Raw genomic sequence first — 12,567 nt, 5'->3', positions numbered from 1 at the left:
TATTATTTTATCAACAAGTTTTTTACTTAGTAAATTAAATTATAAACATCTTGAATATGGGGTATAAGTAAAGTGATAGAGGAGTATAGAAATGAAAAAAGCAATCTATAATAGATTGCTTTTTTATTTTGATTGTTGCTTAAATTATTTTTTAGGTAATTTATGAGCTACTAATTTGTTTATTGTAAAGTAAGCAGGGGTATTGATTCCGTAATCTCCTTTATCAGAAGAATCAGCGTAGAATACTAAATATTTAGCTTCTCCAAGTTCTGCAAGATCAATTGATTGCCAAGTTGTATCAATTGCTTCTACTTTTTTAGTGAAATCAACTAAGTATTTTACGATTGGTTTTTCATTAATCACTTCTTTATTTTCATTTAAAGCAAAAATATGAATGTTGTAAAAGTCACCTTCTTTAAATTTCTTACCAAATCCATCACCTTTAGTTACTGAGTAATAAGTATAAGGATTAATTGCAATAAACATTTCCTCTGGTATAAATTTTTGAGCTAAATCTTTAGCATCTGTTAATTCAATTACTGTTAGTGTATTATCAATGTCAATTACAGTTCCTTTTTTAATATCAGCAGGTACTGTTTGAGTATTTGCAACGATAAAAGGATTGTTGATTGTTTTTCCCTCTTTATTTCTACTTACAGTTTCAGCCATTGTACCATACATATTAGTAGCAAAAGCTTCTTTTTGATTTTTCTTATCTGTACTATTAGAAACAGTAAATCCTGACCAATAGTTTACTCCGTCATAATTAGAAACTAAGTGGTTGAAAATAAAAGGAGAAGTTTCAAGTTTTGTATTTGCTGTAAATGTATTACTCCAAATAGAGCCATCTACTGTAGGAAGTGTTAATTCTATTTTTGATAAATCTAAAGTACTATGTAGTTCTTTAGTATAAGCTACTGTTGTTGTATAAGAATACATTTCAACCACACCCGCTTTAGTTGTTTTAAGTGCAATTCTATGAGTTCCAGCTTTGTTAATTTGATATTCTAAAACTGGAGCATTAGAGATTACCTTTTGAGTAGTATTATCAAACCAAGAAAATTGTGTATTTGTAGGATCAATTTTAGGATCAATTGTAAAAGGCTTTCTTGCGTCTTGTTTTAATTTAGTGTCATGAATTTCAATAGTAGTATTCGCTGAATCATCGTTAGAACAACTTGTTACAAGTGGTGCAGTTAAGCTTAGTCCTAAAAAGAATAAGAAACTCGTGCGTAAGAATCTGTTTTTCATCGTAAATAAATTTTGTATGTGTATTTTAATGGTGCAAAATTAGTAATTTTTTTGGTTAATATTTTTAAAATTTAGTATTTAAAACAAAAATACAATACGTGTCATTTCATTTTTATTAAAAATAGTGACATTTTTTAACAAAAAAGCCTTAGTGTAAATACTAAGGCTTTTTGTTTTATTTGTTTGGGATAAATTCTTTGGTAGAATGTAAGTTTACTATTCCACCAAATTCGGTAGACACTTCTCCTAACCATCCTGCTTGTTGACTTACTCCAGTATATACTTTTATAAAATTTATATGTGGTAATTTTACAGGATTACCTTTTTTATCAACAGCCCAACTAATATCTATGGTGCTATTTTTATTATCATTAGGTAGATTATCTGCATATCCGTACTCATAAGAAGGTAATTTCCAGTGACTATTAGTTCCTTGAATCGCGTGATCGGGAAGTTTAGTCCCTTTAAAAGATATAGATTGTTCCTTTACCCATTCAGGGAAATAACTTTGTGTATGATAGTTTAGTTTTGGTTTCCACCCCTTATTTCCTTGGTTGTCCGACCATTCTACATATTCCTCGAAGTCCCCTGTTTTATTATCTTTATCTTTTTCAGGTTTATAGTATGTAATTTCGTAATTCTGGATCGTACCCATTAATGAATGTCCACTTCCTTTAATTTCATACCACTCATCTTCATTAGGAATTCCATCTCCATTTTTGTCATAAGCTACCATAATTATTCCTGGTTCAGCGTTATTTTCAAAAGCGTTTCCTAAAACTCTAAAATCGCGAAAGCCTTCTACATTTAAGATAGGAGAATCAAACCCTACAACAATATAACCACCGAATGCACCTAAGCTTACTACAGAAGGGTTTTTACCTGAGACATAATTCAATGCCTTTTTTATCATATCCTGCTCTGTATCTCCAGGTTCATATTTAGGTAATTTGTTTGTAAATTGCCCGTAAGCAGGTTTAAATTCAAACACTTTAGTAACGTGACTAAAGTTTGTGACAGGAGCTGTAGGATTAATTGGTACAGAAGGATCTGTTGGAGGAAGAATAGTGTTGTTTGAATCATCACTACTTGAGCAACCACTTGTTGCAAGGACAACAAGTGATAAGCTAAGTATTATTTTACTTTTTAATAACATAAATTAGTTTGTTTTTGTTTTTCTATCTTGTAGGAATAGAAGTTCCTTCTAAATGTAAGTCAATAGCACCACTTACTTCAGTAGAAGTTTCTCCTAACCAGCCAGCTTCTTGATTTAATCCAGTGTAAACTTTAATAAAATCAATTCCTGGTAAGTTTACTTTTTTACCATCTTTATCTACTGCCCAAGAAATATCAATTGCTGATTCGTCATCTTTATTCGGAGCATTATCAGCATATCCATAATCAAAGCTATATAATACCCAATAATTTCCTTGACCACTCTCATCAATTGCATTATTTGGCAATAAGGTCCCTTTAAAAGTGATCTTATCATCTTTTACCCATTCTGGGAAATAGCTTTGCTGATGGAAAGTATTCTTGGGTTTATACCCTTTGTTCCCTTGATTATCTTCCCATCTCATATACTCTAAATCTGTAGCCCAAGTAAGAGCCGGATCTTTTACAGGTTCTTTATTCGCTTCAGGTCTATAGAAAGTGATTTCATAATCCTTTACTGTTTTTGGTTTTGAGTGCTCACTTCCTGCGATTTCATACCATTCATCTTCATCAGGAACACCATTACCATTTTTATCATAAGCAACCATTATCACACCTGGTTCACAACTACCACCTCTTCCACTTGCACCTGCATTAGGGTTTGCATTTGCCCAAAAAGCATTTCCTAAAACTCTAAAATCTCGTTTTCCTGGTACATTTACAACTGTGTGATCAAAACCAAATACAACATAACCACCAAAACCACCTAAGCTAATCATACTTGGTTTTGGTACAGCGATTGCTTTTTCCGCTTTTTCAATCATTATTTCTTTAGTATCTCCCTCTTCGTATTTAGGTAATTTATTTGTAAACTGCCCATATGAAGGTAAGAAATCATATATTTTAAAAATATGATTTTTATAAGCTTCTTTTTCTTTCTCTATTTTAATATCAAAACTGTGAGTTATTTGGTTATTATCGTCTTGTACTTGTACGATTAGATTATAACGTCCTTCTTTTAAAGTAACAAAATATAAGTCATTATCATTACTGATAACTGAGTCTTTAGCTATATTATTGAAACCAATAACTTTCCACGTTACTTTTGGTGAAGTGAATTTTTCAAGATTAGGAATAATCGCAATTGATTGACTTCGGTCTGTGGCATATTCTCCAGATAGTTTTAAATCAGAAGATTCTACTGGAATAACTGGTTTTTCTGGAGCTACTGTAAAAGGAGTTCCATCGTCATTTGAACAACTAAAAAAGAATAAACCTCCAAGGCATATTGCAGCTAATGAGGATAATCTTAAATACTTTTTTTTCATAATTTATATAAGTTGGTTTATTTTTTAATAAAGGCAAAGTGTGCAGGTATATTACCTCCAGTAGTTCGCCATTTTAGTTTTCCTTCAGGGGAATAACAATATACAAATCCAGTACCCACATAATCTTGGGCATCTGTCATATATATATCCTTAGTTTCTGGGTTTACTGCAATTCCATAAGGGATTAATATTTGTCTATCTGTCCCATCCGTTATAATGTTATCTGTGATAATTTGCTTCGTATTTGTATTTAAAATACCATATGAAATAGTATTCTGACCCGTATTGTGTTTATATGACGTTGCGTAATAATACAATTTATCATCATCAATTGTCATATTAGAAATAGGGATGTCTAACTTTTGTTTGACTTTGTCTGTATTAGAGTCAATTACATATAAACTTGGTTCTTCATTGTAGTAATCACCACGTGAGCTTACGTATATATCACCATTGCGGTCCATTTGCATACGGTGTAAGTTAATTCCTACATCTATTTTTTTGATTTCAGTAAACGTAGTTAAATCTACTACAGATACAGTAGTGTCATAGTTTGGTACTCTATATCCACCAGAGTTAGCTACATATAGTTTATTGCCTTTTATAACCATTTCCTCAGGTTGGTAACCTACCACTACTTTACGTGTAACCTCTAAGGATAAAGTGTCTATTTCAGCAACAAAGCCAATTTCTGCATTCGGGTTGATTTCAACTTTTCCCGAATAAGAACTCACGTAAGCCTTACCGTCTTTAAATTTTAAATAACGACAATTTGGAACGTGAATTTGTTTGATATGTTTTCCTGTTTCAACATCAAATACTTCTACAAAGTTTGAAACGTTTATCGTAGCATAAACCTTCTTACCATAGATTTGGATGTCATTTCCAACATCTCCTAATTCTTTAGTAATGTTAGGGTTTCTCTCAGAAAATATATCTCGTGTATAAACTCCACTATCATATTCAAATAAGTCAATTGAAGCTCTATTCATCCCCATATTCCCTTCGTTTAACAGATAGAAACCTCTGTATTGGTCTGAAGGAGTAGGGATAGAAACAGTAGAGCTGTCCGATAAGAATATCATTTCATCTTTTCTACAACTCGTTAATAGAATCAAAGAAAAAAGGAGTAAGTATATATTTTTTAATCTCATAATTCAAAGTTTAAAGTAAAACGAAAGTTGCGCCCTGGCATAGGGAAGTTAGTTACAACTTCATAATATTGATTCGCTATATTGTTAGCTTCTATAGATGCTTTAAAACGGTAGTTATTCCATTTAAAGCTTTTTTGCAATGATAAATCGTGTGTGTACCAAGGTTGTATCTCATTGCGTTTAATATTGTTTTTATTACCGTTATAACGTTTTCCAACATAGATAAAGCTATAGTTAAATGCCCAATCTTTATAGTCTAATGACACAATTGAAGACCCTGAATGCCAAGGAGCATAAGGAATTTGGTCACCATAATACGAAGGTTGTCCAAATAGGGTAGTACTTTTGTCTTTAGCAACGGTATATTCGTACGTTAGATTTACACCAAGTGTTAGGTCGTCTATAATATTAACTGTTGTTCCTGCCGAAGATTCAATACCGTAGTTTTCAACCTTACCTAAGTTTGTCATCATCCAACGCATCATACTTGAGGTAGGAGAAGCAATGATTTTATCTGTGATATTCGCATAATAAGACTCTACAGATAAATGTACTTCATCAAAGAAACGTGTGTTTAATGGTTTGCTATAAGTAAAACCTACGTTGAATTGTCTTGATACTTCAGGTCGTAAATTAGACGTTCCCAATTGTGTATAATACAAATCGTTGAAAGTAGGTAGCCTAAAGATGTATTTATAGAAAGCGTGAACTATAAAGTCTTCACTATCCCAAGGTTTGTAGCTCAAGAATAGAGAAGGAGCCCACACAGAACGGTCAGGAGCTTGTAGGTTATGGCGTACTTTTTCTTTAGTGAATGTTCCAAGAATATTCCCTTGAGCTTTTACCTTTCCAAGATTAACAGATGTGGCTAATGATGTCAAGAAAGTATATCTCTCAGGATAAGAAAACAATGTTCCTTGTCCTTTTCGCGTAGCATTTAGTTTGTTGTATTGAATGTCAGTAGCCAAAGATACCTCCCAAATATCGGTTATTTTGTAAAGGTGAGCTGCCGATATATACCAGTCTTGTTGGTAAAAAGTATTGTCGAATTGTGGGTTATACGTAACCTCTTCCCCTTCAAAACCTACTGTTTTACGAGATTTATAATGCATCAAATCATAAGCAAACTTCCCTTTTAATAAAAAAGAGTATTTATCAGTTACAAAGCGTGTCCACTCTGCTTGTGCCATAAAGTTTTTGTCTCCTTGGCGTTCATTGATGTTTTCTGTTTCAATAGTAGTATCACTCTTTTTAATCACAGCACCAGGTAATCCTCTGTCTGATTGGTAGTAATACACATTTGCTTGCCAAGTATTCTTATCGTTTTTACCATACCAAGCGTTTTCAATTCGATAGGCTTCAATGTCACTATTAAGTCTGTGTCCAATTGTATCATAAGCAACCGAACCATCTATGTTGAGTTTTTTTTGTCTGAATTTATAATCCCCATTAGAGTAAATGTACTCAGCACTAATACTGGTACTCACATTGTCATTTACCTTGTATTCCGTTCTAACAGAAGGATTCACTAACTGAATAGACCCTGCTTTGTACTTAGCAGAAAAGTTATAATCTTTTCCCTCTTTAAAGACCGGTTTTTTAGTTTGAATATAGACAGTAGAAGCAGAAGCGTATTCCTTTGCAGATTGAAAAATAGCACTGCGTTGTCCGTTGTATAGTTTTACAGCTTCTACATTATCTAAAGAGAATTTACCTAAATCTACAATACCATTTTGTGCATTTCCAATTTGAACACCATTGTAAAACACACCTACGTGATGCGTACCCATATTGCGGACATCCACTGTTTTTAGTCCACCCATTCCTCCATAGTCTTTGATTTTGATACCCGCAAAATAGCGTAAAGCATCAGCAACACTATGGCTGTTTAATCTTTCAAGTTGTTCTCCTTGTAAAGTTTGTACAGGAATAAGGTCTTTAAAAACTTCTTTTTCAATTACAATCTCATTTAGAGAAGTAATCGTATCTTGTTTTTGTTGTGCGAATAGGGAAGTTCCTATCAAACAACATATTCCTAAAGGGAGTAGTTTTAAGTTCATAGTTTAGTCAGCTAACAAAGTTGATGGAAAAGGGAAGAAAGAAACGCATCTAACCTATCGTTAGCAATAAACGAAGAAGTGCGTTCGCTGTTTTATACCCGAAAACATCAAACAATTAAGATAAAACGGCAGGTATTCTGACTTACTCAAAAACAAACATCCTTCCCATTATACAGAGACAACAGTGGATAACGCGGTTTGTTTTCTGGACGAGTTTACAGCAGCGGGTCTGTTTAGGATTTACACCTAATTCCCTTTTAATATCTCGAAAGACAACCATAGTATCGGTTACAAATATATATAAAATAATATCTTAAAAAAGTAATTTAAACAGCATAGTATCAGAATGCTATACTTTTATTAGGGATATCTCGGAATAATTATAGAATTGTAAAAAAGTCTTTATGTTTTTTCTGTGTGTTAATCGCTTGTTTATTGGTCGGAATATCCCAAGTTGGGTATACGCGCATACCTCTTTTACCTTCCTTATTGGCTGAAGAAATAATGTTTAAGGTGGCCAATACATCTTTTGGGAAGATAAAATAACCTTTGTTGTTGTTTTCAACACAAGAGATAATCATAAAATCAAAGTCGTCAGCAATGTGATAAGGTTCTGTAATCCCGTGTTCATTCCTTTTCCAGATAGCTACAAAAAGTCCTGTTTTCTTGGGTGTAACCTTAGCTTCTCGGTAAATTATCTTGTAGTTATTGATTGAAAAAGAACAAGCATTATACTCATTACTTTCAGGGAATAAACAATAATTGGTTACAAAAGAAGCTGTTTGTAATTCTGAAAAATTATTTAATAAAGGAATAAATTGTTCCAACATTTTGATTTTTGTGTAAATATATTTCAAATGAATTGTTTTCTTTACAAAATCAAATAAATTAAAATCACGCCAATGTTATCAAAACCAAGATTAGCATTATTAATAGGAATCGTGTGTATTTCGATTTTTCCTGTTATCGTAAAATTAGACTTGACACCGCCTCTAATTTCAGCATTTTATCGAATGGCTATTGCAGCTGTATTTGTAGTGCCTTACGCCTTATTTACAAAGCAAATGAAGCTGTACGATTTAAAAACGATGATGCTAATTGTGTTATGTGGTTTTTTCTTTGGTGCAGATATAGGCGTTTGGAACTTTGCTATTCAAGGGTCAACAGCTACTCAAGCTACTTTGCTAACTAATCTTGCACCCGTTTGGGTAGGAATAGGGAGTTATTTCTTCTTGAGTTCAAAACCAAGTATCAATTTTTGGATAGGAACCGTATTCGCTATCACAGGAATGGTTGTTTTAGTTGGTGTAGATGTGTTTATGGATTTGTCTTTTGACTTGCCATTTGCCTTTGGAATTTTGTCAGGTATCTTATATGCGTGTTATATTTTATTCAGTAAAAAGGTTTTAGAAAAAGTAGAGATTATACCATTTATGTCATACAGTTTATTGGTTTCTTCAATCTTTTTAGGAATCACAAACTTTGCAATGGGGTCAGAGTTTTCTGGGTTCAGTAGTATGGGATGGTTAACATTAGTTGTGCAAGGAATTGTATGTCAGTTAATCGCTTGGTTCCTGTTAAGCTTTGCAACAAAGCATATGCGAGCAACGAGAGTTTCACTAAGTTTATTGAGTCAAGCTTTATTAGCAGCCTTTTTAGCTTGGATGTTCTTAAATGAAGAGATTACAATGCAGATGATTTATGGAGGAGCAATTATTCTATTTGGAATTGGGATAACATTTGTTGAAAAGCCAATTATTGGAGGAAAAAAAGAAGTGAGTTTGAAATAGTAAATCACCTGTTAAGAATAAAAAAAACGTCGTATTAGTGATAATACGACGTTTTTTTTTAGAACCATATACTGGCATTCTTCCAAATTATGCTAATTCCAAGGGCTACAAATACAATAGAAACAACTATTTTCATAAAAGTTGATACTAAAAAACCAAGGAAAGAACCAGAAGCAGCTTTCAGTGCTCGGTTGATATTTTTATAGTCAAATAATAACTCGCCTAAAAGTGCCCCAACAAAAGGTCCGATTATAAAACCAAAAGGAATTGGAGCAATTAAACCAACAACCAAACCGATGTTAGTGCCCCATATTCCGTAGTATGAGCCACCAAAACGCTTTGTCCCCTGTGCAGGAATAACGTAGTCTAAAATTGAAATTGCGATGGTAATAACACAAGTAATCCACAAGATATAGTGATTTATTTCAACACCTGTTGTTAGATATAAACACAGTATTCCAAACCAACTTAGGGGTAATCCAGGTAGGGCAGGAAGCACACTTCCGACCACTCCGCCTGCTAATAAAACAAGTGCAACGATTAATAGTAAATATTCCATTCGTATTTTTTGTATTTTTGAGAAATAAAGGTACAATAATCCAAGCTATGAAAAAATCACTGATGTTTATCTTTTTACTGGTTTTAACTGTTTCCTGTCAATTGAAATACAATCAATTGCCAGATGAGGAAGTGTTGCTAAAAGAAGAATTAGATAAAATTGATTGGACTAAAGTTGATACATATCCGACAGTAGATTTGTGTGATTCTTTGTTAGATGACAAGTCTAAAAGGGATTGTTTCTTTTCTTTTATTACCCAGAATTTGCAAGTTCGTTTTAATGCAGATACTATTGAGGGTAATTTTACTCAGCTTGATACCTTAAAAATATTAGTAACAGTTAAGACAGATTCACAGGTAGACTTTGAATTATATGATTTGCCGGAAACGCTAATAGAACAGACAAAAACAATTAATAAGTTCTTACACGAACAAGGGCAAGTATTTTCAGTAGTTCATCCAGCTGTAAAAAGAGGCGTACCAGTTACAAGTCAATTTATTATTCCTGTTGTTTTAAATAAACGATAGTTGTCTTTAAAATAATCTTGGAACTGCTTGTTACGTTATAAATCAGCTTCTTCTTTTTGCTTTACTCTATAAGTCATCACAAATATACTACCGATGCTGATAGGCAATACAATGTTTAGTAACCAAATTAATGTTGCGACCAACGCTACTACCCATTGATTAACTCCCAAAGCGGTGAAAATAAACATAGCAATACTACCTTTTACAGCAAACTCTAAAAACTGAAAGTTAGGAAGTGATGATGCCATTAAATAGATAGCAGAAACTGCACATAACAATTCAAAATAAGGAATGTCAACACCTAATAAGTAGTATAAAATCACATATTGGTGGGTAAAAGAAGCATAGCGAAAGAATGCTAAGATTAAGTTTTTACGATGTTTCTGACGAGGGATTTCATTTATCATTTCGATAAGTGATTTAATAGAATACCCTTTTATCGTAAAATGACGCAGTGAAAACAAGATTAAAATTACAGTTGCAATTACAGCATAGGCAATAAACAAATAGTAATTCGGAATTATTTCGTGGAATTGATTAAGAATACTTAGTCCTATCAATCCAAATACAATGGCATAAATGACTTGAACGCCATTACAGATCATATTTAAAAAGATAACTCTACTTGCGTCTTTTTTCTCAAAATACAATGCCTTTCCTGCATATTCACCAATACCATTAGGGGTAAATATACCCAAAGTAAGCGCACTTAACACTTGCTTAGTTGCCTGCCAAACGCTAACTGGTTTGATTAATGACGAGAGATTCTGCCATTTTAAAATTTCAATAAAGCGATTAGAAAAAGTCAAACACGCTAAAATAAAAAGAGCAAAGTAGTTTTCTTTTTTAGCGATTACCTCTAACAACACTTTAAAATCAAGGGTTTTATCATTTGATAATTGGTTGTAGATATAATAAAAAGCAGAAGCAACAACTAATATTTTAATTAGAAGTACGAGATATTGCTTAGTTTTGTCTGATAGAATTTTCATCACTGCAAAATAAGATAATATTTTGTTGGGCAGGGATATAAAAGTGTAAAAAAATATTAAATTGACAGTAGATAGAATCATATTAGGTATTGACCCTGGAACCACGATTATGGGGTTTGGGTTGATTAGAGTGGTAAATAAGAAGATGGAGTTTATACAGTTGAATGAGTTGCTATTATCCAAATATGAGGATCGCTATACGCGTTTGAAGCTTATTTTTGAACGTACAATTGAATTAATAGAAACACATTTGCCAGATGAAATTGCTATTGAAGCACCCTTCTTAGGAAAAAACCCACAATCGATGTTGAAGTTAGGTAGAGCACAAGGTGTTGCAATGGCAGCTGCTTTGTCTCGCAATATTCCAGTTACAGAATACGAGCCTAAGAAAATCAAGATGGCTATTACTGGAAATGGTAACGCAAGTAAAGAGCAAGTGGCAAAAATGTTACAACAGTTGTTGGGTTTAAAAGAGTTGCCTAAAAATTTAGATAGTACAGATGGTCTTGCCGCTGCGGTTTGTCATTTCTATAATTCAAATAAGATTGTAACTGGAAAAAGTTATTCTGGATGGGATGCATTCATCAAACAAAATCAAGACCGAGTTAAAAAGTAATGGCAGGTATATATATTCACATTCCCTTTTGCAAGCAAGCTTGTCACTATTGTGACTTTCACTTTTCTACTTCCTTAAAGAAGAAAGAAGAGATGTTGCAAAGTTTGAAACAGGAGTTAGTACTTCGAAAAGAGGAATTGCACAATGAGGTGGTAGAAACCATTTACTTTGGAGGAGGAACCCCAAGTATTTTGGAGGTAGATGAAATAAACGATTTGATACAAGCAGTTTATAACTTGTTTCCCGTTTCAGATAATCCCGAAATAACATTAGAGGCAAATCCTGACGATTTAGACTATACTACAATTCACAAGTTGGCAGAGTCTAAAGTAAATCGCTTAAGCATCGGTATTCAGTCTTTTGGAGAAGAAGACCTGAAAATGATGAATCGTGCACACAATTCTTCAGAGGCTATAAGCTGTTTAGAAGAAGCAGTTAAGCATTTTGACAATATTTCAATTGATCTTATTTATGGTATTCCTAATATGAGCAATGAACGTTGGTTAGCTAATGTTCAGCGTATTCTTGATTTGGGAATTCCACATATTTCTTGTTATGCGTTAACAGTTGAGGAACGTACAGCATTGAATAAATTAATCAAAAAAGGTGTAATTCCAAGTCCGAAAGAAGAAGTAGCACATAATCACTTTATGTTGCTAATTGAGACGTTGCGCAAGAATGGCTATATTCATTATGAACTATCCAATTTTGCTAAGCCAGGGTATTATTCAAAGAATAACTCTGCTTATTGGTTAGGTAAAAAGTATTTAGGGATAGGACCGTCTGCTCATAGTTTTGACGGCGTACACCGCAGTTGGAATATCGCTAACAATCCGTTGTACATAAAAGATATTCAATCAGGAAAACTTCCTTTAGAAATAGAAGAGTTGTCTCTTTCTGATCGCTATAATGAGTATATTATGACTGGATTACGCACGATATGGGGTGTTGATGTTAACCGCGTACACCGTGATTTTGGTCAAGATTTCTATGATTACCTAATACAAGAATCAACTCATTTTGTTGCAGATGGCCTAATGCGTCGCGAGGGAGATGTGCTGACGATTACTGATAAAGGAAAATTCTTAAGTGACGGTATTGCATCTGATTTATTTTGGTTAGATTTGAAATAAAA

12 protein-coding genes and 1 riboswitch are annotated in these 12,567 nt (G+C 33.1%); of the genes, 4 read left to right on the top strand and 8 right to left on the bottom strand.

Annotation, left to right across the window (positions count from 1 at the left end):
* Window positions 1–144 precede the first annotated feature (144 nt).
* The 6 genes from GQS07_RS03065 to GQS07_RS03040 form a co-directional block, all read right to left on the bottom strand.
* Window positions 145–1,251 carry a DUF4465 domain-containing protein gene (locus tag GQS07_RS03065; protein ID WP_158209561.1) on the bottom strand — a complete coding sequence of 369 codons (1,107 nt, stop codon included), beginning with the start codon at window positions 1,249–1,251 and terminating at the stop codon, window positions 145–147.
* Between the two features lie 175 nt (window positions 1,252–1,426).
* The gene (locus GQS07_RS03060) at window positions 1,427–2,407 is read right to left on the bottom strand and encodes a PKD domain-containing protein (RefSeq protein ID WP_158209560.1); all 981 of its coding nucleotides are present in this window, start codon (window positions 2,405–2,407) and stop codon (window positions 1,427–1,429) included.
* A 22-nt stretch (window positions 2,408–2,429) separates the two neighbouring features.
* Window positions 2,430–3,734: a cell surface protein gene (locus GQS07_RS03055; RefSeq protein WP_158209559.1), complete on the bottom strand. Its 1,305-nt coding sequence runs from the start codon at window positions 3,732–3,734 to the stop codon at window positions 2,430–2,432.
* Between the two features lie 17 nt (window positions 3,735–3,751).
* On the bottom strand, window positions 3,752–4,888 hold the full coding sequence (locus tag GQS07_RS03050) for a YncE family protein (protein ID WP_158209558.1): 1,137 nt from the start codon (window positions 4,886–4,888) through the stop codon (window positions 3,752–3,754).
* Complete coding sequence (locus GQS07_RS03045) at window positions 4,885–6,948, bottom strand: TonB-dependent receptor (protein WP_158209557.1); 2,064 nt, start codon at window positions 6,946–6,948, stop codon at window positions 4,885–4,887. Before GQS07_RS03045 ends, GQS07_RS03050 begins: the two co-directional genes overlap by 4 nt.
* 109 nt (window positions 6,949–7,057) lie before the next feature.
* Window positions 7,058–7,244, bottom strand: a riboswitch (cobalamin riboswitch).
* 84 nt (window positions 7,245–7,328) lie between these two features.
* Window positions 7,329–7,778 carry a MepB family protein gene (locus GQS07_RS03040; RefSeq protein ID WP_158209556.1) on the bottom strand — a complete coding sequence of 150 codons (450 nt, stop codon included), beginning with the start codon at window positions 7,776–7,778 and terminating at the stop codon, window positions 7,329–7,331.
* Between the two features lie 72 nt (window positions 7,779–7,850).
* Here GQS07_RS03040 and GQS07_RS03035 point away from each other — a divergent pair, with 72 nt between their 5' ends.
* The gene (locus GQS07_RS03035; RefSeq protein WP_158209555.1) at window positions 7,851–8,738 is read left to right on the top strand and encodes a DMT family transporter; all 888 of its coding nucleotides are present in this window, start codon (window positions 7,851–7,853) and stop codon (window positions 8,736–8,738) included.
* 58 nt (window positions 8,739–8,796) lie between these two features.
* Here the strand turns inward: GQS07_RS03035 and GQS07_RS03030 are convergent, their stop codons facing one another.
* Window positions 8,797–9,297: a DUF456 domain-containing protein gene (locus GQS07_RS03030; RefSeq protein ID WP_158209554.1), complete on the bottom strand. Its 501-nt coding sequence runs from the start codon at window positions 9,295–9,297 to the stop codon at window positions 8,797–8,799.
* Between the two features lie 47 nt (window positions 9,298–9,344).
* Between GQS07_RS03030 and GQS07_RS03025 the strand changes: the two genes are divergently transcribed.
* The gene (locus GQS07_RS03025) at window positions 9,345–9,824 is read left to right on the top strand and encodes a hypothetical protein (protein ID WP_158209553.1); all 480 of its coding nucleotides are present in this window, start codon (window positions 9,345–9,347) and stop codon (window positions 9,822–9,824) included.
* A 35-nt stretch (window positions 9,825–9,859) separates the two neighbouring features.
* On the opposite strand, the gene GQS07_RS03020 is transcribed toward GQS07_RS03025, so the two are convergent.
* The gene (locus GQS07_RS03020) at window positions 9,860–10,816 is read right to left on the bottom strand and encodes a hypothetical protein (RefSeq protein WP_158209552.1); all 957 of its coding nucleotides are present in this window, start codon (window positions 10,814–10,816) and stop codon (window positions 9,860–9,862) included.
* A 61-nt stretch (window positions 10,817–10,877) separates the two neighbouring features.
* Between GQS07_RS03020 and ruvC the strand changes: the two genes are divergently transcribed.
* Together ruvC and hemW are read left to right on the top strand one after the other, a co-directional pair.
* Window positions 10,878–11,432: a crossover junction endodeoxyribonuclease RuvC gene (ruvC, locus tag GQS07_RS03015; RefSeq protein WP_090410468.1), complete on the top strand. Its 555-nt coding sequence runs from the start codon at window positions 10,878–10,880 to the stop codon at window positions 11,430–11,432.
* On the top strand, window positions 11,432–12,565 hold the full coding sequence (gene hemW / locus GQS07_RS03010; RefSeq protein WP_158209551.1) for a radical SAM family heme chaperone HemW: 1,134 nt from the start codon (window positions 11,432–11,434) through the stop codon (window positions 12,563–12,565). The genes ruvC and hemW overlap by 1 nt, the downstream gene beginning before the upstream one ends.
* The last annotated feature ends 2 nt before the right edge of the window (window positions 12,566–12,567 follow it).

Origin of the sequence: Myroides phaeus, assembly GCF_009799805.1 — a bacterium.
Lineage (GTDB): Bacteria > Bacteroidota > Bacteroidia > Flavobacteriales > Flavobacteriaceae > Flavobacterium > Flavobacterium phaeum_A.
The sequence above is the reverse complement of the archived record's forward strand: the minus strand, read 5'-3'. Positions and strand labels throughout refer to the sequence as shown.